This is a genomic window from Nocardiopsis sp. ATB16-24 (genome assembly GCF_030271535.1).
Classification (GTDB): Bacteria; Actinomycetota; Actinomycetes; order Streptosporangiales; family Streptosporangiaceae; genus Nocardiopsis.
Window position 1 is genome coordinate 37,013 of sequence record NZ_JASCXJ010000014.1, and the last position, 19,866, is coordinate 56,878.

At 66.8% G+C, this 19,866-nt stretch carries 11 protein-coding genes; 8 read left to right on the forward strand and 3 right to left on the reverse strand.

Features of this window, described 5'->3' with window-relative positions:
- Positions 1-508 precede the first annotated feature (508 nt).
- The 3 genes from PFX91_RS15875 (at position 509) to PFX91_RS15885 (ending at position 3,291) form a co-directional block, all read left to right on the forward strand.
- On the forward strand, positions 509-1,312 hold the full coding sequence (locus PFX91_RS15875; protein ID WP_285732639.1) for a CPBP family intramembrane glutamic endopeptidase: 804 nt from the start codon (positions 509-511) through the stop codon (positions 1,310-1,312).
- Positions 1,313-1,378: 66 nt separating this feature from the next.
- Positions 1,379-2,605 (forward strand): sensor histidine kinase, encoded by a 1,227-nt coding sequence (locus tag PFX91_RS15880; RefSeq protein WP_285732641.1) that lies wholly within the window; start codon positions 1,379-1,381, stop codon positions 2,603-2,605.
- Positions 2,602-3,291, forward strand: a complete 690-nt coding sequence (locus tag PFX91_RS15885) for a response regulator (protein ID WP_285732643.1) — start codon at positions 2,602-2,604, stop codon at positions 3,289-3,291. Before PFX91_RS15880 ends, PFX91_RS15885 begins: the two co-directional genes overlap by 4 nt.
- A gap of 6 nt (positions 3,292-3,297) precedes the next feature.
- Here the strand turns inward: PFX91_RS15885 and PFX91_RS15890 are convergent, their stop codons facing one another.
- The gene (locus PFX91_RS15890) at positions 3,298-4,470 is read right to left on the reverse strand and encodes a PP2C family protein-serine/threonine phosphatase (protein ID WP_285732645.1); all 1,173 of its coding nucleotides are present in this window, start codon (positions 4,468-4,470) and stop codon (positions 3,298-3,300) included.
- On the opposite strand from PFX91_RS15890, the gene PFX91_RS15895 reads away from it, so the two are divergent.
- Complete coding sequence (locus PFX91_RS15895) at positions 4,469-5,746, forward strand: sulfotransferase domain-containing protein (protein WP_285732647.1); 1,278 nt, start codon at positions 4,469-4,471, stop codon at positions 5,744-5,746. The genes PFX91_RS15890 and PFX91_RS15895 overlap by 2 nt on opposite strands.
- Positions 5,740-7,131, forward strand: coding sequence for an MFS transporter (locus tag PFX91_RS15900; RefSeq protein ID WP_285732649.1), 1,392 nt, complete (start codon positions 5,740-5,742; stop codon positions 7,129-7,131). The genes PFX91_RS15895 and PFX91_RS15900 overlap by 7 nt, the downstream gene beginning before the upstream one ends.
- A 267-nt stretch (positions 7,132-7,398) precedes the next feature.
- Here PFX91_RS15900 and PFX91_RS23265 read toward each other — a convergent pair whose 3' ends face one another.
- Both PFX91_RS23265 and PFX91_RS15905 read right to left on the reverse strand, forming a co-directional pair.
- Positions 7,399-7,743 carry a stealth conserved region 3 domain-containing protein gene (locus tag PFX91_RS23265; protein ID WP_502888323.1) on the reverse strand — a complete coding sequence of 115 codons (345 nt, stop codon included), beginning with the start codon at positions 7,741-7,743 and terminating at the stop codon, positions 7,399-7,401.
- Positions 7,665-9,146: a stealth family protein gene (locus tag PFX91_RS15905; protein ID WP_502888324.1), complete on the reverse strand. Its 1,482-nt coding sequence runs from the start codon at positions 9,144-9,146 to the stop codon at positions 7,665-7,667. Before PFX91_RS15905 ends, PFX91_RS23265 begins: the two co-directional genes overlap by 79 nt.
- 571 nt (positions 9,147-9,717) lie before the next feature.
- On the opposite strand from PFX91_RS15905, the gene PFX91_RS23150 reads away from it, so the two are divergent.
- The 3 genes from PFX91_RS23150 to PFX91_RS15915 all read left to right on the forward strand — a co-directional run bounded on the left by PFX91_RS23150 (position 9,718) and on the right by PFX91_RS15915 (position 19,801).
- Complete coding sequence (locus PFX91_RS23150) at positions 9,718-11,214, forward strand: DNRLRE domain-containing protein (RefSeq protein ID WP_352231688.1); 1,497 nt, start codon at positions 9,718-9,720, stop codon at positions 11,212-11,214.
- The gene (locus PFX91_RS23155) at positions 11,160-13,208 is read left to right on the forward strand and encodes a LamG domain-containing protein (protein ID WP_352231689.1); all 2,049 of its coding nucleotides are present in this window, start codon (positions 11,160-11,162) and stop codon (positions 13,206-13,208) included. The genes PFX91_RS23150 and PFX91_RS23155 overlap by 55 nt, the downstream gene beginning before the upstream one ends.
- Before the next feature lie 149 nt (positions 13,209-13,357).
- A complete protein-coding gene (locus PFX91_RS15915; protein WP_285732652.1) occupies positions 13,358-19,801 on the forward strand; it encodes an RHS repeat-associated core domain-containing protein in 6,444 nt (2,147 codons plus the stop codon).
- Positions 19,802-19,866 lie beyond the last annotated feature (65 nt).

A 19,866-nucleotide genomic window follows, 5' to 3' on the forward strand; every position in this document is an offset into this window, starting at 1 on the left:
ACGTGCAGAACGCGACTCACCACCGATCGCTCCTTCGCGGTCAGGGGTCTTGGACCAACGGGGACCCGCACCCGTGCACCTCCGGCGGACTCGGTTCCGCGACGACCTTCGCCTGTGGCCGTGGCCATGGCCCGTCCCGACGGGATTTCGGCCGCCACCACTTCCCCGAGTGTCACCCGGCCGAGCCCGTCCTCACGACGAAGCCTTCGTCCCCGATCCCGTACGGCCCGCCGTCGTCGATGCCGTGGACCCGGGCGTGTGGCTCGCACGGGGGACGGAACCGACGTGACGACCGTCCACTCCGGGGGGAAGCCGAGCGGTGTGCCGGCACCGTAACTTGCTGCTCGTAGCTGCCCCGAGACACGGGTGCGCCGAAGCGGTGGGAGAAGAGACCATGAGACCGTCCAACGGGCGACAGCCCTCACCCGACCAACGGGAGAACCCCCGGCCTTCACACGAAGGGGCCTCGTCCGGACGCCCACGGTCCACCTGGACACGACTGGCGATCATGTTCCCGGTGCTCCTTGCGGTGATGGTCGTCACCGCCCCCGTCAACCACGCGGCCTCCGCGAGCCCGGCGACCGCGCTGCCGGTGGGCGCCGGCACCGCGGTGCTCGCTCTTTGTTGCTACGTCGGTCTCGTCCGATGGCTGGAGCGGCGGAGCGCGACCGAGCTGGCCTTGGCCGAAGCCGCTCCAGGCCTCGGCCGGGGAGCGCTCCTCGGATTCGGGGCGTTCACCACCACGATCCTCCTGATCGCGGCCCTTGGCGGGTACCACGTCACCGGGTGGGGATCCTTCGACGGTCTGCTCATCACCCTGGGACTGATGTCCTGCGTGGCGGTCGTGGAGGAACTGCTCTTCCGCGGCGTGCTGTTCCGACTGCTGGAGGAGAAGCTCGGCACGTGGGCCTCGATCGGATGTTCCGGCCTGGTCTTCGGCGTGGTGCACGTGCTCAACCCGGACTTCACCCTGTGGGGCGCCCTGGCCATAGCCGTCGAGGCGGGGTTCATGCTCGGCGCCGCCTACGCGGCCACACGCAGCCTGTGGCTGCCCATCGGTCTGCACCTGGCCTGGAACGTCTCCCTGGCCGGGATCTACGGAACGGGCGTCGGCGGCACGGACGTCGGTACCGGCAGTCTGATCGCGGGCACCATGAGCGGCTCGGACGCCCTGTTCGGGGGGTCCTCCGGCCCCGAGGCGAGCCCGTTGGCGGTCCTGCTGTGCAGCGTGCTCACCGTCACCTTCCTGGTCCTGGCCAAGCGCCGGGGCCGTCTCCACCGCCGAGGAGAGGTACCGACCACCACCCACTGAGCCGTGGGGCCGCCCACCGTCGACGGGGCCGATCGACGCGCTTCGAAGGTCCGCTAGAGTCGGCCCGTGCCCGGTCTGGAAACAAGAGCGCTCCCCAGCGGCGCGACGGAGATCCTGGGGCGATGGAGGGCGCGGAGCGTCGCCCTGCGCGACGGCGTTCCGGTGTCCGCGCTCACCGCCCTGGCGTTCGTGCCCGGCCTCGTGGACAACGGGGTCATGGTGGGCGAACTCCCTCAGCGGCCCCTGGACGCGGTGGGCCTCGTCCTGGTGCTGGGGCAGTGCCTGCCCCTGGTCGCGCGCCGGCTGAGCCCCCTCACCTGCCTCACCCTCGTGACCCTGTGCTTCGCCGCCGTCCAACTGCTCGCCTACCCGCCGACGTTCGCCAGTGTCGGCGTCATCGTGGCGCTCTACAGCGCCGGTGCCCACCAGAGTCGCTTCCGGTTCCCCACCGTGGTGGTGCTGACGGTCGGCTACCTGCTCCTCACCCTGGGATTGGCCGCACGCGGGTCCTCCGAGAGCGTCGCCGACTATGTCGCCTTCTACTGCGTCATGCTCGCCTGCGCCGGGGCCGGTGCGCTGATGCGCTCGTGGCGTGCGGGCGAGGCCGAACGCCAACGCCGTGGCGCCGAGCTGGCCGCCGCCCGAGAACGCACCAGGATCGCACGGGACCTGCACGACGTGGTCACCCACCACGTCACCGCCATGGTGGTGCAGGCCGACTCCGCCCGATTCCTGCCCGCCGACCGGCACGCCGACCTGATGGCCGGGATCAGTGACAGCGGACGCCAGGCGATGAGCGACCTGCGTCGGCTCCTCGACGTGCTCCAGGCCCCCGACCCTTCCCACGCCCCGGACGTCGTCGGCGGATCCCTCGCCCATCCGACGGCAGGGGCCCTCGACCTGGCCGCGGACCGGGTGGGCGACCTGATCGAGCGAGTCCGGCGGACCGGCCAACCCGTCGAACTGAGGGTGCGGGGAGAAGGATCCGCCATGGACTCCGGGACGGGCCCGATCGTCCACCACGTGGTCCAGGAAGCCCTGACGAACGCGGTCAAGTACGCGCACGGTCGACCGACCCGGGTCCTCATCGACCACGACGAGGACCGGGTCGACGTCCAGGTGACCACCGAGGGTCCTGGCCGGACACCCGTACCGAGCCTGCCCTCCGGCGGGCACGGACTCCTCGGGCTCGGCGAGCGTGTGCGGGCGTGCGGCGGCGAGTTCACGGCGGGAGAACTCCCCCGGGGTGGTTTCGTGGTGCGCGCCCGCCTGCCGTCGGGGGGCGACCGATGACGGACCCTTCCACGCCCATCCGGATCCTGGTCTGCGACGACCAGGCGCTGGTGCGTGCCGGGTACACGGCCGTCTTCGACGCTCAACCCGGGCTACGGGTGGTCGGTCAGGTGGGAGACGGCCGAGCCGCGGTGGAGGCGGCCGCTCGGCTGCGCCCCGACGTGGTGGTCATGGACGTACGGATGCCCGTGCTCGACGGGATCGAGGCCACCCGGCGGCTGGCCGGGCCGGGGACGACCGGAATCGCCCGGGTCCTGGTGGTGACCACGTTCAACCTGGACGACTACGTCTACCGGGCGCTGAGGGCCGGGGCGAGCGGGTTCCTGCTCAAGGACGCCACCCCCGAGGCCCTGGTGGCCGGCGTGCGCACCGTCGCCCGCGGTGAGGCACTGCTCGATCCGGCCGTCACCCACCGGCTCATCGGGCGCTTCGCGGAGCGACTGCTGCCCGGAGACGCGCGCCCCGAAGCGACGCGGGTACTGGACAGGCTGTCACCCCGAGAGACGGAGGTCCTGGGCCTGCTCGCCGAGGGGCTGTCGAACGCCGAGATCGCCGACCACATGGTGCTGAAACCTGAAACGGTCAAGACCTACGTCTCTCGTATCTTCACCAAGCTCGATCTGCGGGACCGGGTCCACGCGGTCATCCTGGCCTATCGGACGGGGCTGGTGCGCCCGACGGACTGACACGGCTCATCCACGCCATTCGCAAAAGAGCACGGTGGCGTCGTCGTTGAGTTCTCCGTGGTGGTGGGCCATGACGGAGTGGACCAGACGGCGTAGCGTCTCGGGAACCGACATCCGCGCGGCCTGGTGGAGGATGATGAAATTCGTGAACTGTTCCAGGCCGAATTCCCGTCCCTGAGGATTACGGGCCTCGATGATCCCGTCGGTGTACAACAGCAGACGGTCACCGGGTTCGAGTTGGGCGTGACACACGGCCACGGGCAACTCCAGGTCCGTGCCCAGGGGGTGGGTGGGTTCGCACTCCAGCTCCAGGGCCTTTCCACCGCGCAGGAGTACGGGCGGCATGTGGCCGGCGCTGATCCAGGCCAGCTCACCGCTGTTCATGTTCAGCTCCGCCAGGATCGCGGTGACGAAGCGCGTACGGACGAACTCCTCGGTCATGATGGCCTCGACACGCCGACAGGTCTCCTCAAGGGAGGTGCCACTGCGCCGTGCGTTGCGGAAGGCGCCCACGGCCAGGTTCGCGAGCAGGCCGGCGGCGTTGTCGTGTCCCATGGCGTCGAAGATCGCCAGATGGGCGATATCGCCGGACAACGCGTAGTCGAAGGCGTCCCCGGCGTTGTCGTAGGCCGGTTCGGTGGCGGCCGAGATCGTCACTCTGCCGTTGGAGAAGGTGCTGGGCGGCATGAGCGTTCTTTGCATCTCCGCCGACACGGACATGGGTCGGGTGCGGATCAGCCGGGCGTAGGTGTCGCTGTTGGTGCGCTTCTCAGCGATCAGGAGCCCCACGATCGAAGCCAGCAGTTCCACCGAGTGCAGGTCCGAGGGCCCGACATCGTAGGCCACGTACAGTGCCCCCAGACGCTCGCTGCCGTCCAGGAGAGGGACCCAGTACTGCGGTCGACCCGCGATCTGTACGGCTTCGCCGGTGACGTAGGCCGTTCCCGCCGGTGTGCCGTCGATACGCAACTGCTCGCCGCCCTCGTGGGCGTCCGGCCCACGCCCGGTGGTCTGGCGCAGGACCAGCTGTTGATGATCGGCTATGTAGATGCGCACATCGGTCATGCCGGCGTGAGCGGCCTCCGCGGCCACCATCTCGGGGATCGCCTCAAAGGGCAGGTGATGGCTGCTGATCATCAAGGACGAGACCACGCTGTCGACACTGCGCCTGTCTGCCATGGCGCGCACTCCGGTTCCTTTTCGGCCTGTGTCTTCGGGGGAGTACCCGACCCCATGCGGAACTACACGACATCGACACCGGGCCCGACCAGGGCCGGCCGTCACCGAACCCGGTGTGTTCCGTACCGAGCGTGACGGAGGCTCGGGTGTGGGCGAGGGCGCCTCTCGTCACCCACGGCACCGAGTCGGGGCCCCTTCGTTCAGAACGGCCGAACCTCGGATCGGCTCGGAAGGCCCGGCCCTCCACTCGGCCCGTGCCGCGAGCCCGACGCCCCCGACGGCGTCAGGGCCGTTCCCGAGCGCGCCGGCCTTCTCCGTCGTTCGGAATCGTGGCTCTCCCAGGTCGACCGCGGCATCCCCCCAGTGGGCTCCCGCGAGTGGGAGCGAGGCGGCACCTCCACAGGCCGCTCCGTGTCGGTCGCAATGGGCGGAACCCGTCGAGGTCCGATCCGCCCGCCATGGGGGTGATGACGTCATCATCGCCGGTTACGGGGGGTCGGGCCAGGCACTGCTGGGCAACATCCTCGTACTCCTCGGCATGAACTATGTCGACCCCTATACCGCGGAACTCAACGCGGACGGAACATCCCGCGGACGCCCGGGCAACGCTGGTTATCGTGCGCGTATCGCCACCCAGAACGGCTCGGACAGGGGAACGGTCGCACCGGCCTCTCTCGCTCCACGCCTATGCAAGACGCACCACTTCGCCCCCGTCTTCGACGACGTCCGCTTCGGTGGAGTCTGGATCCTCGTGCGGGACCCTCGTGACGCGCTCTACTCGTGGTATCGATGGCGTCTGTCCTTCGCGGAGGAGGACTGGGACCGGTTGCCCGCAGGCGAAGAAAAGGAAACCTTCTTTCTGGAGGCCGACCACACCGGCCGTACGCCCATCGAAGACTGGGCGCGCTTCTATGATCAATGGGAGCACAGCCCTGAGGAGCGTCAAGTGGCAAGGGCCCTCACACGGTTCGAGGACCTGAAGTCGGATCCCGTGCCCACGGTCGCCGACGCGCTGGCACGTTTCGGTCTTCACCCGCCTCGACGCCACATCGAGGAAGCGGTGGCCGGAAGCACGTTCGACGCGATGCGTGCGCATGAGGACCGCCACGCCAAGGGAGCGGGTCGAATCATGCGTCAGGGGCGGGTCGGTGGCTGGGCGAAATGGATGACCGGTGAACTGGCCGCCCACTTCGCGAAGGAACCGATCGTTTCGACCGCCGGAAGGTACGGTTACGACCTTACTTCCGAAGAAAGGGCCGATCGGTCACGATGGTGAGCTTCCGTCCGCGAAAGGCCGGGTGGCCCACAGCGGTCGTCCTGGGCAGCGCGGTCTTCCTCGCGCTGTTCGACAGCACCGCGGTGGCCACTGCGCTGCCGGCCATCGGGCGGGAATTAGAGATCACCTCAGCGAACCTGGCATGGGTGGTCAACGCCTATTCGCTCGGACTGGGTTGTTTCGTCCTGGTCGGCGGTCGTATCGCCGACCTCATCGGTCGTCGTCTCACACTGGCCATCGGGCTTGGCCTGCTGGCCGCGGCGTCGGTCTCGGCCGGCACGGCACCGGTCTTCGGCGTGTTGTTGGCCTCCCGGCTGGTGCAGGGAGTCGCGGCGGCGCTAGCCCTGCCCGCGGCCCTGGCCTTGACCGGACAGTTGTTCGTCGAGGAGCCGATGCGCAGTCGTGCCTTCGCGATCAACGCGGTCGCGGGCAGTGCCGCCGGACTGCTCGGGGCCGTCGCGGGCGGAACCATCACCACGCTCGTGGGGTGGCGTTGGATCTTCTTGGGCGTGGCCGCGCCTGCGGTTCTCGCCGTATTGGCCGCAGTCGCACTCATTCCCCGTGACGGCGGAGGTTCCCGGCGTACGACGCTGGACCTGCTCGGCGCCGCGCTGGCCGCCGTTGGCCTGGCGGGGGTGCTGTACGGGCTCACCGCAGCCGGTCAGGAACAACCCCTGCGTGCATGGGCGCCTGTGGTCGCCCTCGGTGGCGCGTTCCTGGGGCTCTTCCTCCTTCGTCAGGTCAAGACCATCGATCCGCTTCTGAACCTGTCGTTGTTGAGGTCCTCGCGCACCCTCGGGGGCAGTCTGGGCATCGCGGCACACTCCGCGGCCTACACGGCCGTGAGCGTGATCGGGAGCATGCAGATGCAGCTGACCGCAGGGGCGACACCCGCGCAGGCGGGACTGTTGCTGTCTCCTGTACTCCTCATCGTCATCATCGCCAGCGCACTGATCGGCCCCGCGCTGCGACGCTTCGGCACCCGCCTCGTCGCGGGAGCCGGTCTTCTGTTCAGTGGAGCGGCCCTGGCCGTACCGGCCTCCTTGTGCTCCTCGGCACCGCTGTGGGCCTATGGCCTGGCACTCGCCACGTGGGCGGTGTTCGGCGGTGGGATCAACCACGTCGCTCTTACGCGTGAGACCATCGGCAACGCACCTCCGGACCAACGTGGTGCCATCTCGGGCGTCTTCGAGACCGCCACGCACATCGGTGGGGCCCTCGCCCTCGCCGTCTACGCCGGGGCCCTGGCCACAGGGGGCTTCTCCGTCGCCTACCTCTGGGCCATCGGTTTCTCGGTCACCGGAGCCATCTTGGTCCTTCTGCTCATCCCTCGCCCGTCCGCGCATCGACACGACACCGTTTCCGGCGACCGCTTCACGTCCTGATACGACCAGTGCTCGGTCGGCGAGAACCCATGGGGCCCATGAGGAGACGGTCGAACACCGTGGCTCGCCAGAAGGACGAGGCACAGGCCCAGATCGACGGAGTCCCCGCCGCACCGAAGAGGACGATCAGGTTCCGTCGCACGAAGCGCCACTCACGACCGGCCAAGACGACAGAGGTGAACAGGGCCGGGAGCGTGCTCGGGCACCCCCGGCCCTGCCGGCAAGGGTGCTCCTACCAGCGCACTTCGCGGCTGCTCGGCACAGGGATCATCCTTCGGCCTTCTCGAACGGGGAGGGGAAGGGAAAACGTGCCTGGAGGAACTCCCGCACCATCCGCGCCGCGGCCTCTTGCGCCTCCGGAGGGGTGTCCAGATCGTTGAGGCAGAAGAAGTCCACCTCTGTGGCGGCTTCCAACGCCTCCAGCTTTTCCCGGGCATCAGGTGCGCCGATGTCGATGTAGCGCATCTTGAACTCGCCCGGTACGGCTCGACCGGTGAGCAGCGCGTAGTGGTGGTGCATCGTCGCCGCGAAGCTCACGTCCTCGGGAGAGCGGAAGCGCGAGCGCGTGGTGCGCTCCACCTCCTGGGCGTACTTCTCCTCCAGTTCCAGCATGACCGTGCGGATCTGTGGATGCGGGGTGTGCTTGAACTTGTGGGTGATCGCGCGCCCGAAGTCCTCCAAGAACAGGGCACGTACGTTCTTGCCCGCCGAGTTCGGCGCGACCTCCCCTCCAAAGGCCTGCCCACCCCGAACTGGAAGGGGGAGAAGGGCACCTGGGCGATGCCGTTGGCGTGGAAGAAGTTCTGGGCGCGCACCGGTCGGGCCAGGAACACGTCGTCGTTGAAGTACAGGTAGTACTCCGACAACCCCTCGATACGGTGCAACCGTGCCTCGATCGCATGGGAGTTGAAGGTGGGCAGAGCCTCGTGGTCGGCGAAGATGTCGCGGTGGTCCACCACGGTCAGACCGGGCGCGTCGGTGTCCAGCCAGGCGGGGACTTGAGAGTCGGTCACCAGGAAGACGTTGCGTACGAACGGCGCGTACATCCTTAGCGAACGCAGGGAGTAGCGCAGCTCGTCGTGGTCGGTGAACCGGGAGGCATTGGCGGCCAACTCAGCCGTCGTGGTGCCGTCCCGGTAGCGGGCGCGCTTTGCCGCGTGCTCGGGGTCGTCGCCGTCCACCCAGGTGTAGACCACGTCCACCGAGAAGTCGACCTCGTCCACCAGTTTCCAGGTGAAGGGTTCGAAAGTGGGGTACTCACGTCCGGCCACGGTCAACGTGGCGGGCTTTCGCTCCTCGCGGGGCAGTACGTCGGCGACCTTGTTGCGGCGCGGAGCCACCAGGCAGTCCGGCAGCACGTCTTGGGGGACCACGACCCGCAGACGGGAGAGGACCTCGTCGGCGTCCTGGCGTTGGACCAGGGCCGCTCCATCACGCCAGAACTCCACGTCGCAGCCGTATTCGAACCCAGCCAGGACCCGGCCATGGGGTGAGAGCAGTTGCTCGGCGAAGCGGATGGTCAGCCCGGATTTGACATGCTCGTCCAGCGCACCGTCCACGTAGGCGGAGAAAGCCGTGACGCTGCCTTGAGGGCCCGGTCTTGCGGCGTACAGCGCGCTGGTTCCGTACAGCTCGCGCATCGTTTCCAGCAGGCGTTTGCGCTCGGAGCGGTGGACCCCGACCACGTACCGCAGCGCCGAACGGCCCCGGACGAGGAAGTAGTCGATACCCGCGTGTTCCAGGGCATGTGCGACCAGCTGCAGGTTGCGTTCAGAGGCGCCGGCGGCGGTGAAGTCCTCCACCACCCGGCCCAGCAGTTCGGCATCGCCCGAGGCGAAGGATCGCACCGCCGGGTCGCTGTCAAGAAGTTCCCGGCGGCGGCGGGCGATCCTGGCCAGTCGTTTCTCCTCGGCGGCCAGGGCAGCGGCTTGGCGGCGTTCCTCCTCCAAACGTGAGCGTGTGGCGGGAGGGAGGAGGCGTTCTCCGGCGCGCTTGACTCGGTGTGTCAGGGCCATGGAGGGGTCCTTCCGTTGAGGTGGGGGATGACCCCGGGGGGAGTCAAATGCGCATTAAAGGCGCATAGGCATTAGATGTCCATACAAGCGACGAATTGGGCACTTCTAGCGTTGGCCTCGCAGCGTGATCGAGACCAAGGTGATACCGAAGGGCGTATGGCCGTTCGTGGAACGCAGCGGGTTCGGCCCGCAGTCAATGGTCTTTGCACGTAGGCGATTAGGGATTATGCCGAAGGTGGAAATAAGGACAACCAAAACCTGGTGCCTCGCTGATTTCCGAAGGCGTGGGCGACCACCCAAAAACGGCCTTGGTGGAAAGTGGGGTGAGGAAGTTGTTCGTCTGTGTGAGACAACGCGTCAGGGGGCCGTGGCCGGAAGCGGCCACTGAGGTTTAGTGCCAGATCACCGCATGTGCCCCAAGGAAAACTTCGACCGTTCCAGGCAACGGGGCCTCGGTGCGGCTTGTTCAGGATGTGAGCTGACAGTAAGTTTCTGTCCGGTTTGACGCCACTGGGACCGAGTTCCTTTGGGTTCGGTATCTCGTACAACACCACATAGACAGGCATCCCCCATGCGTTCCCCCTTGCCCCGGGCGGCAGCGGCGACCACCGCTGCCGCGCTGGCCCTGTCCCTGCTGTCCGCGGTCCCGGCCACGGCAGAGAAGGACGAGACCGAACAACCCACCAGTGAAGAACTCCAGGAGGAGTTCGACGCACTGGCGTTGGCCGAGCAGACCGGCGAGCCGGTGGAGATCCCGTCTTTGACCGACGAGAAGACCCAGCACTTTGCCAACCCCGACGGCACGCTGACCGCACAGATCTCCGCGATCCCGGTACGGGTGCGCTCTGCGGACGGCTGGGTGGAGGTGGACACCACCCTGGTCGCCACCGACGACGGCCTGCTCCGCCCCAGGGCGGCGGGTATGGACATCGCCTTCTCCGGCGGCGGGGACACGCCCATGGCCCGGATCGGCATCGGCTCCAACAGCGTCGAACTCGACTGGCACGAGGACCTGCCCACCCCCACCCTGGACGGGGACCAGGCCACCTACGCCGACGTACTGCCGGACGTGGACCTCGTACTGACCGCCGGAGTTGAGGGCTTCACCCAGGTGCTGGTCGTGCACACCCCCGAAGCCGCAGCCTCTGAGGACCTGGCCGAACTCGAACTCGCCCTGCAAGCCACCGGGGTGAGCCTCAGCGCCGATGAGCACGGCAACATCGAAGCCGTAGGTGACGCGGGCGGGAAGAGCGTCTTCACCGTCCAGGCGCCGGCCATGTGGGACTCCACCGGCCAAGACGAAGCCCTGGGCGAAGACCCTCTGGTGGCTCCCACCACCGGAGCGCGCACCGCGCTGGTCGACACCGAGATCACGGTCGACGCCATCCGACTGATTCCCGACCAGGGAATGCTCATCGACGAGGACACCGAGTACCCGGTCTACATCGACCCCTCGGTTAACGCCAGCCGCCCCAACTGGGCCTACGTCGACAGGTCCCACCCCAATCAGGCCTACCACAACCCCAAGGTCGACAGCGTCGGAATTGGGCGTCTTTCCGACAGCAGCGGTACCTACACCCGACGGGCCATGTTCCAGTTCACCGTGATGGCACGCACCAACCAGGCCAACACGACGATCAATTCGGCGACACTGCGTACTGAGGTGACCCACGGGTACACCTGTAACAGCAACTCCTACATTCAGTTGCACCGGGTGGATGCATTCAACAGCAAGACCACCTGGAACAACCAGCCCGCCGCCCGCGCCTTGGTGGACACCCAGAACGTGGTGGGAGGTTGGGTCAACTGTCCGCTTGACTCAGGTGTGGAATTCGACGCCACCGACGCCTATCAGTGGGGTGCGGACAACGACCAGTCCCACATCTACCTGCGGTTGAAGGAACGCAATGAGTCCTCCAACTCCGCTTGGCGGCGCTTCGACACCAAGAACAAGCCGCCGGTACTGGTGGTCAATTACAACAACCCCCCCCCGCCCAGATCAGTACGGCGAGCATGTCCGACTCCTTGGGTGGAATGTGCTCCACGGACAAGGACAACCCGAGGCTGATCAACACCACCACCGTCACGTTCCGTGCCACGATCCGTGACTACGACGCGCGTGCCGCTTGGGGAGGGCAGAAGCTGAAGGTCCGTTTCGCATGGTGGGCTGAAGGTGAGGGAGCCCCCTTGGGACAGTCGGACTCCACATTCGCCGACGTCGGCTATTGGCCCAATGGTTCTGAACGCAGCGTCACCGTGTCCGGCCTCCCTGAGAGGCAGCTTCTGGGGTACCGGGCCACCGCCAACGACGAGATCGCCTGGGGGCCGTGGTCGTCCTGGTGCTGGATCGAGATCGACACCACCAAACCCGACACCGGGCCCACGGTGACCTCCACTGACTACCCCTCGGACGAAGAGCTGCACGGCAGCGTCGGACGTACCGGCGACTTCACCTTCGCCAACAACGGTGTTGAGGAAGCGGTCTCGTATCACTACAGCCTCAACGACCTCACCTGCACCACAGAAGTGCAACTCGACGAGCCCGGTGCGAGTGCGACCATTCCTCTCACACCGCGCCGCCGCGGGGCGAACATGATCTACGCCCGCACCGTGGACGCCTACGGGAACTCCTCCCCGTGTGAACTGGCCTACTACTTCTTGGTCGCTCCCCCGAGCGGTCCGGTCTCCCACTTCACCCTTGACGAGGGCGAAGGAGACTCGGCCGCCGACTCCGTGGACGCAAGCCGGATCGCCACGGCCGACGGTGATATCGGCTGGACCCGAGGCCGTGTCGGGAGCCTCACCCAGAACGGCTTCCAACTGGAGGGCGCAAGCCTCGAAACGAACGACGGAGCACACGTCCGCACCGAGGAACCGGTGATCGACACCAGCAAGGCCTTCTCAGTGTCCGCCTGGGTGCGGTTGGACGACGCCACAGGAAACCACACCGCGGTGTCCCAGGACGGTGAGCGTCACAGCGGTTTCTACCTCGGGTACAACCACACCGACGACGGCAACTGGGTGTTCAAACAGGCCCCCTTCGACGGGGACGAGACCAACATCGCGCGTCGCGTGTACTCGAACGAGCCCGCCGAGTTGGGAGTGTGGACCCACCTGATGGGAACACACGACCCCGAGACCGGGGAACTGGTCCTCTACGTCGATGGTGTCCGCCAGGGTGCAATCGTCCAGGAATCAGCGTGGAACGCCGAAGGCCCCCTGGTCATCGGAGGAGCCAAGTACAGAGGCCAGTTCTACGACGCATGGCCGGGCGCGGTCGACGACGTACGCGTGTGGAACCGCGTGGTCACCGACCAGGTCGAGGTCGAAGACGCGGAAGCACGTTCGGAAGTCTGGAACCTGGCCAATCGCCCCATCGCCCTGGAGGGTCGCTGGCGCCTGGACGAAACCGAGGGGACCGTGGCCGCGGACTCCTCCGACCACGGCCTTGACGGAACACTGCACGCAGACCCCTTGACCGCGTGGAACCATGCCGTCAACAACGTGACCTCCGCGCCTGGAGTCAGCCTCGACCACGCCAACGACGAGCACATCACCACCACCTCTCCGGCGGTTCGCACGGACCGCAGCTACAGCGTCGCGGCCTGGGTACGCCTAGACGAGATCGGAGCCAACGCCGCCGCTGTAGCCCAAAACGGCGACGACCACAGCGCTTTCACCCTCGCCTACCAGCACACCTATGACTGGAACAACTGGGTGATGAAACTGCCTCCCGAGGACAGCACAGGGGCCACCGGATGGCACCGTGCCCTCTCCGACCACGCGCCGGAGTTCGGCCGCTGGACCCATCTGGCGGCGACCTACGACCACACCTCCCGTCAAGCCACCCTCTATGTCGACGGAGTCAAGAACGGCACCGCCGAGGTTCCCAACGCCTGGCATGCCAACGGCTCGGTCGTGATCGGAGGCGGTCGCTTCGAGCAGGAGTTCACCGACGGATGGCTCGGTGACATCAGTGATGTCTTCCTCTACCAGGGTGTCCTCGACGAGGACGAGATCAGGGCAGTACGGGAAGGGATCGCGCCGGCGCCCACCCTGTGAACGGTAGACCGTTCTTCCCACCCCCTTTTGAGCTTCGGCTGATGTCAGAAAGGCACGCCGTGTCCGACCTCCCCCCGAACGCGTCGAACTCTGCCGAGAGAACCCCCCATACAGGGCAGGAAAAGGCCGCGACCCCCGAGACACGCACCATGGCCAACAGCCGTGTCGTGCGTTTCATCAAGGGACCGCTGACCTACACCACGGTTCTGGTGATGGTCGGGAGCCTCCTCCAAGCGGCTCCCGCCTCCTCCCTGACCTACAACACCCGCCCCGACGTGGTAGATGAGGAGTCGGTCCCCGGCAGCGACACCATGGACGCGCTCCAGGCCTTCTCCGCGGAAGACGCCGTCGCCGACGCGGCCCTGACCGGCCCCTTGGAGTTCTCGTGGCCGACCGGTGAGGTCGGTGAAACCGCTCTGACCGGCCCGGGCGAGGAACATACGGTCGTGGAAGGTCTGATCACGGCCGCCCAGGTCTCCGACGAGGAACGCGACGCGTGGGAGGAGGGACTGGAGGACCTCCCTGTCGGGGGTGAGGCCTCGGACACCGAACAGGAACCCCCGCCACAGGACTCCCCGGACACCGTGGCGGAAGGCGGGGAGACCGAAGTGCAGGACGCTCCGCAAACCGCTGAGGAGGGCCAGCCCGAAGAAGACAGCTTGGAGGAAGACCCCCAGACGCCCACAGAAGGCGATGCCGAAGCCGCAACAGAGGCCGAGGCGCCCGTCGAGGAAACAGCAGAGCCCCACCCCGGTTCCAGCAGTGTCGAGTCGGTACAGATCGAGGTCCTCGACCGTGCCGTCGCAGAGGACGCGGGGATCGACGGCCTGCTCCTGCGCGTGACTCGGACCGACGAGGAGACCGGGATCGGCCCGATCGGCCTGACGATCGACTACTCCGACTTCGCGGACGCCTACGGCGGCGACTACGGCGGACGTCTCGAACTGGTCGAGGTCGACACCTGTCTGCTCGACGACTCCGTCGAGTGCCAGGACCGCGTCCCGCACACCTTCACTACGGACAACGACGCCAACGCCCAGACCCTTACCGGCACCGTGCCAGCCACCGGCGGTGAGGGCGTACTCCTGGCAGCGGCAGCGGACGGAGAAAGTTCACGAGGCGACTACAAGGCCACGGACCTTTCCTCCTCATCCAACTGGGACGTCGGCCTCCAGACGGGTGACTTCTCCTGGAACTATCCTCTCGACATCCCTCCGGTCGCCGGCGACCTGACTCCGGGTATCGAGCTGGGCTACTCCTCCGGCTCCGTCGACGGGCGGGTCTCCTCGTCCAACAACCAGACCTCCTGGATCGGCGAGGGCTTCAACTACTCTCCCGGCTTCATCGAACGCAGCTACGTCCCCTGTGCGGACAGCCAGCCGGACTCGGCCAAGACCGGCGACCTGTGCTGGTCCCGGCACAACGCCACGTTCTCGCTGAACGGCCGCTCCGGTGAGATGTTCCTGGACGAGGACGGCACGTGGAGGATGCGCCACGACGACGCCTCCCGGATCGAGCGCCTCACCGGCACCACCAACGGCGATAACGACGGTGAATACTGGCGGATCACCACCACGGACGGCACCCAGTACTACTTCGGGATGAACCGGCTGCCCGGCTACAGCAGCGGCAAGGCCGAAACGAACTCGGCGTGGACCGTCCCGGTGTTCGGACGCACCTCAGGGCAGCCCTGCAACGGCTCCAACTTCGCCAACTCCTGGTGCCAGCAGGCATGGCGATGGAACCTGGACTACGTGGTGGACGTCCACGGCAACGCGATGACGTACCACTACACCAAGGAGCGCAACCACTACGGCCGCAACGGGCAGGCCAACTCTCCCACCCCCTACGACCGCGGCGGATACCTGCGCCGCATCGACTACGGACTGCGCGCCGACGACGTCTACGGCACCGCCCCGGCCCGGGTGAACTTCGACGTCAGCGAGCGCTGCATCCCCACCAGCAGCTTCGACTGCGCCGAGGACAAGTTCACCAGCGCCAACGCCGGCCACTGGCCCGACGCTCCCTTCGACCAGCACTGCGCACAGGGACAGAACTGCACCAACAAACTGTCCCCGACCTTCTGGACCCGTAAGAAGCTCGACTCCGTCACCACCCAGGTACACGACGGCTCCACCTACACAAAAGTCGACTCCTGGACACTGGAGCACGCCTATCCCCGGACTGGCGACGGCACGCCCCCGGACCTGTGGCTGGAGTCGATCACGCACACCGGCCACGTGGGCGGTACCGAAGCCATGCCCAAACTGGAATTCGGCGGCACCCAGTTCGAGAACAGGGTCGACACCCAAAGCGACGGCTTCGCCCCCATGATGAAGTGGCGGATCACGAAGATCCTGACCGAGAGTGGCTCGCAGATCGACGTCGGCTACGCCGGAGGCGAATGCGACCCCCAGGACTTCCCGACCCCGCACACCAACGGCACCCGCTGCTTCCCGGTCGTCAACAGCACCGCGGACGGCAAGGGCCAGTACACCGACTGGTTCCACAAGTACGTGGTCACCCAGGTGAGCGAACACGACCTGGTCACCGACCAGCCGGAGAACATCACCACCTACGAATACGCGGGCGATGCGGCCTGGCGCTACCAGGACGCCAACGGCACCACCCGTGACAAGTACCGCACCTGGTCCGACTGGCGCGGCTACGCACAGGTCCGGGTCATCGAGGGCACGGACAACGACACCCAGTCCGCGACCGAGCACCGCTTCTTCCGCGGCATGCACGGAGACCGCCTGCCCAGCGGTACCCGCACCGCCAAGGTCACCGACTCCGAGGGAACGGAACACACCGACCTCAACGAGTACAAGGGCTTCACCCTGGAGGAGAGCACCCTCAACGGCCCCGACGGCGACATCGTGGAGAAGACCATCTCCCAGCCCTGGAACCGAGTGACCGGTGAACGCACCTATTCCTGGGGCAAGATCGAGGCCCGTATGACGGGCATGGCCTCCAGCACCCAGTACACAGCCGTCGACGACGGATGGATGCGCACCAAGGAGAGCGCCGAATACGACTCCCTAGGCCGCATCACCCAGACACACGACCACGGCGACCCGGACGACCCCGGCGACGACCAGTGCACGCGCTACACCTACGCCGACAACCCCAACCTCCGGATCCTGGACACAGTCGCCCGCACAGAGAAGCTCGCGATCGCCTGTGGGACCACCCCCACCTACCCCGACGACGTGATCAGTGACGAGCGCTCCCTCTTCGACGGAGGCGGATTCACCGAGGCCCCCACTGTCGGGCTGGAGACCAGCTCCCAGCGGGTCATGGAGTACAACGGCTCCACCCCCACCTACCAGGTCGTCAAGGAAAGCGAGTACGACGCCTACGGGCGCACCGTCTCCGAGACCGACGCCCTCGGCAACGTCACCGAAACGACCTACACCTCCGCCGTACCAGGGGGGACCGCGACGACCGTCACCACCACCAACCCCCTAGGCCACACCGAGACCGAACACCTCGATCCCGCCCGCGGACTCCCCTTGGCCGAGATCGACGCCAACAACAACCGCACCGACATGGCCTACGACCCCCTGGGCCGCCTGACCCAGGTGTGGACCCCTGACTGGAAGAAGGCCGACGGGATCGACCCGGCGATGCGGTTCGAATACCACGTAAGCAACGACGCCCCCACGGTCGTGGCCACCCACATCCGCCGGGAGGACGGCGGCTACAACTCCACCTACCAGCTCCACGACGGCCTGCTGCGCCAGCGCCAGGAACAGGCCCCCGCACCCGGCGGTGGACGCCTGATCACCGAGACGTTCCACGACAGCCGGGGCCTGCAGACCAAGACGCGCCACGCCTACTACAACGAGGACGATCCCGGACAGGCCCTGTTCCTGCCCGACGACAACGACGACCACATCCCCCGGTACACGCAGACGGTCTACGACGGAGCCAAACGCCCGATCGAAGCCCGCACCATGTCCAGGGGCAGAGAGATGTGGCGGACCTCTTCGGAGTACCGGGGCGACCGCCAACTGGTCACCCCGGCCGACGGGGCGATCCCGACCACCACGATCAAGGATGTGCGCGGCCAGACCGTCGAGCTGCGCCGGCACCAGGGCGACACCCCCCAGGCCGACTACACCTCGCTGACCTACACCTACACCCCCGCAGGGCAGGTGGAGACCGTCACCGACGAGGAAGACAACGTCTGGCGCAACCACTACGACCTGCGAGGCCGCAAGGTCCGTACCGACGAGCCCGACCGCGGCACCACCACGTTCGTCTACGACTCTGCGGACCAGGTGGTGGCCCGCACCGACGCGCGCGACGAGACGATCGTCTACATCTACGACGAACTCGGCCGTAAGGTCGAGCAGAGGGAGGGCGGTGCCAACGGCCCGCTGCTCGCCTCCTGGACCTTCGACACCGTGGCCAAGGGAGAGCTGACCCGCGCCGTCCGCTACGCCGATGGACTGCAGTACACGACGTCCATCGGCGCCTACGACTCGCTGGGCAGACCGCTCGCCACGACGATCAACATCCCCTCCGACCCGGCGTACGGAAACCTGAGCGGCTCCTACCGGTTCCGGAGTACCTACAACTCCGACGGCTCCATCAGGACGAACACCCTGCCCGCAGCGGGAGGCCTGCCGGAGGAAGTGGTCAGCTACACCTACAACGAACTGGGCATGCCCATACGGATGCGGGGTCTGAGCAGCGCCGAGACGGTGTACTACGTCAACGACACCGCCTACTCCAAGCTCGGCATGGTCCTGCAGAGGGAGCACTACCGGGCTGACGGCTCCCACCAGGCCAAACACACCTGGTCCACCCGGACCTACGAGGCGGCCACCAACCGCCTGCACACCTCACGGGTGCACGCCGAGATCGGCCACGGCACACTGGTGGAGCAGAGCTACTCCTACGACGCGGCCGGCAACGTGCTCAGCATCAAGGACGAACCCACCGCTGAGGGACTCCTTCCCGACCTGCAGTGCTTCGCCTACGACGACATGCGCCGCCTCACCCACGAGTGGACCACCGCAGCCGGCGGGGAACAGGCCTGTGACACCGACCCCTCCCGGGACGACATCGGCGGAGCCGCCCCCTACTGGTACAGCTACGCCTACGACGACCTGGGCAACCGTCTCTCCGAGACCAGGCACGGCCTGGTCGAGGGCAGCGACGTCGAGCGCACCTACCACCGCCCCGGATCCGGCGAGGCACAACCACACGCGGTGACTCGGGTGGACTCCAACGGCGCCAGCGGCGACGCGGTCTACACCTACGACGAGGCCGGGAACATGGTCTCCCGGCAGAACGACAACCGCGCCCAAACCCTGGAATGGAACGCCGAAGGACAACTCACAGCCGTCCACGAAGGCCAGAACACCTCGGAGTTCGTCTACGATGCCGAAGGCGAGCGGCTGATCCGCGACGACGGAAGCACGGTCACGCTGTTCCTGCCGGGGATGGAGATCAGCTACGACAAGAACCAGCTCCTCTCCCAGGCGACCAGGCTTTATGAACACGCCGACGAGGTGGTCGCCAGCCGTTCCAACACCGGCAGCGTGCACTGGATCCTCTCCGACCACCACAAAACCGGCCAGCTCGCCCTGGACTCCCTGACAGGTGAGGGAATCCGGCGCAGGTTCACCGCCTTCGGCGCCGACCGGGGCACCACGGGCGGAGCATGGCCGAACTCTCGCGGATTCGTCGGCGGTGTCATCGACGAACAGATCGGACTGACCCGCCTCGAAGCCCGCTCCTACGATGCGGAACTGGGCTCGTTCATCTCACCGGACCCGGTGGTGGACTTCAGCGACTCCGAGCAGATGCACGGGTACGCCTACTCCAACAACAACCCGGTGTCCTTCACCGACCCTGACGGGATGTTCCTGAGGAGGACCTTCTCCCAGGCCCGCAGGTGGGCTGCTTACCGGGCGCGCCAGGCCGCGATCCGCGCCTATCACGCCCGCCAGGCCGCGATCCGTGCGTGGCGCATCCGCCAGGCCGCGATCCGTGCGTGGCGCGTCCGTCAGGCCGCGATCCGCGCCGCCAGGATCCGGGCCGCGCAGATCCGTGCAGCCAAGATCGCGGCTGCGCGCAAGGCTGCGGCTGCGAGAGCTGCTGCGGCGCGTAAGGCTGCGGCTGCGAGAGCTGCTGCGGCGCGTAAGGCTGCCGCGCAAAAGGCCGATCGAGGGAAGGCTGCTCGTGCCAAGATGACTCAAGAAAAAAACGCGGCTGTGCAGCAAAAGGTGGTATTCACTGTTGCGAGGCGAGATCCGCAACGTCCGGAGGTTTCTGACGAACCGCTCCCTCCCCCTGTGGACCCGAGAGTCTGCTCAGAAAACCCTTCAGCCTCTGGGTGTGAGAATATGGGTGACGGCTATGACTGGCGGGCCTACCATGACCGCTTTTTCGGTAAGGACGGATCTAACAACCCATCCTGTACTGACTATGTGGCAGCTTCAGCGGCAGCGGCTGGACTTGTCGGTGCTGGGATCGGTTTTTTGGCTGCGGGTGTAGGTGCCGCTGCAGGAGGAGGAGTTGGTGTTATTTTGGGCGGAGGGGCTGCTCTCGTTTGGTGTGGATACGCTAGACTCTAGGTGAAAATAAGAGAGGTTATATTTTCGAGTTCTAGGTCGAAGTTCGATTCTCTAGCCCAGGTTGC